Below are 1,723 nucleotides of genomic sequence, written 5' to 3'. Positions count from 1 at the left end.
TGATATGCTCCCCCTATAGGAGACAGTGAAATAAAACACTGCTTCTATAGGGGGAGATATTTATGTCCAGAAGTAAGGTGGCATACGAGAAGAAAATAGAGATTGTAAGGGATTATCTGGAAGGGTGTATAGGATATAAAGAGAGCATACGGCGGGCACATAACAGTGCGGCATCATTTCGTCACTGGGTACATCTGTATAAAGAAAAAGGAATTGAGGGACTTCTTCCAAATGTAAAAAATAATAACTATCCAAAAGAAGTGAAGCAAAAAGCAGTTGAAGAATATCTTTCTGGAAAGGGCAGTCTGGAATACATCAGCGAAAAATATGGGCTCCGCTCAACCGACCAACTCCGCAAATGGATAAAGGTGTATAATACTCATGGAGATTTCAACTCAGTTAAGACTTCTGGAGGGGGAAGCTACATGAGGCAAGGACGGGATACCACACTGGAGGAGCGCATCCAAATCGTTAGGGACTGTATTGCCAGCGGAAAAAACTACGGAGAGATGGCCTTAAAATATCAGGTGAGTTACCAACAAGTACGCACCTGGACACTTCGTTTTGAGGAGATGGGCGAGGCAGGGCTGCAGGACCGGCGCGGTCACCGCAAGAAAGATCAGACTCCCCGTACCGAACTGGAACGGGTGCAAATTGAGATTGAGCAGCTCAAGCACAAGCTGTATCTGGCAGAAATGGAGAACACTCTGCTAAAAAAATTGGACGAGGTAGAGAGGAGAGATGCCTTTCGGAAGTAAAACAGCGCCATATTTACATAGCTATTAAAGAATGTCATGGGGAACAGGGATTTCCCATTGAAACGGCCTGTGAATTGTTCCATGTGGCCCGGTCCGCCTACCACAAATGGGCATCTGGGAAGCTAAGTCGCAGGGCTGCGGAAAATGAACGTCTGGCTGACAAGATTGAAAAAATTCACGAGAAGAGCCCGGATAAAGGTTACAGAAGGCTCAATGACGATCTGCGCCACGACCATGACATCCATGTGAATGACAAGAGAGTGCTGCGCATCTGCCGTGCCAGAGATATACGTTCTACTATGAAATACAGCAACCACGGCTGCACCAGACAGGCTAAGAGCCCCCAGTATATTGCCGAGAACCTTCTGAATCGTCAATTTCACGCTGCAAAGCCAAATGAGAAATGGCTTACCGATGTAACAGAGTTTAAATGGTATGAAGGGCTTGAGGCACATAAAATCTATCTGAGCGCCATTCTCGACCTATGTGACCGACGTATTGTGTCCTATGTACTAAGCGAGCGCAATGATAATTCGCTTGTTTACAAAACCTTTGACAAAGCGGTTAAAGTCAACCCTGGTGCCCATCCTTTATTTCATAGCGACAGAGGCTTTCAATACACGGGCAGAGTATTCCACCAGAAGCTCGTACAAGCCGGAATGACTCAGAGTATGTCTCGTGTGGCGCACTGCATTGATAACGGCCCCATGGAAGGATTCTGGGGCATCTTGAAGAGGGAACGCTATTACGGAAAGCGTTTTACCTCTAAACAAGAACTCATCCAGATGATTAAGCACTATATCCGCTACTACAATACCAGACGGGTACAACGTAATCTGGGTGTGTTGACGCCATTGGAAAAGCATAAGTTGTGCCTCGCCGCATAAAAAGTGGCCAGCAGAAATGAACTGCTGGCCGGGGAATTTTTATACTTTTTCACTGTCCTCTTGACGGGTAGCGGTTCA

At 46.3% G+C, this 1,723-nt stretch carries 2 protein-coding genes; both read left to right on the top strand.

The features are described 5' to 3' along the window. The first annotated feature begins 62 nt into the window (after nucleotides 1-62). Nucleotides 63-758, top strand: coding sequence for a helix-turn-helix domain-containing protein (locus WHJ28_RS16430; RefSeq protein WP_340043090.1), 696 nt, complete (start codon nucleotides 63-65; stop codon nucleotides 756-758). Then, complete coding sequence (locus tag WHJ28_RS16425; protein ID WP_340043091.1) at nucleotides 719-1,645, top strand: IS3 family transposase; 927 nt, start codon at nucleotides 719-721, stop codon at nucleotides 1,643-1,645. Before WHJ28_RS16430 ends, WHJ28_RS16425 begins: the two co-directional genes overlap by 40 nt. Nucleotides 1,646-1,723: the final 78 nt, after the last annotated feature.

This window comes from Flavonifractor porci (genome assembly GCF_037572415.1).
GTDB classification, from domain to species: Bacteria; Bacillota; Clostridia; order Oscillospirales; family Oscillospiraceae; genus Flavonifractor; species Flavonifractor porci.
The sequence above is the reverse complement of the archived record's forward strand: the minus strand, read 5'-3'. Positions and strand labels throughout refer to the sequence as shown.

Coding starts and splice junctions, on each gene's coding strand:
- WHJ28_RS16430 (WP_340043090.1), top strand. CDS start 63: ATGTCCAGAAGTAAGGTGGCATACGAGAAGAAAATAGAGATTGTAAGG.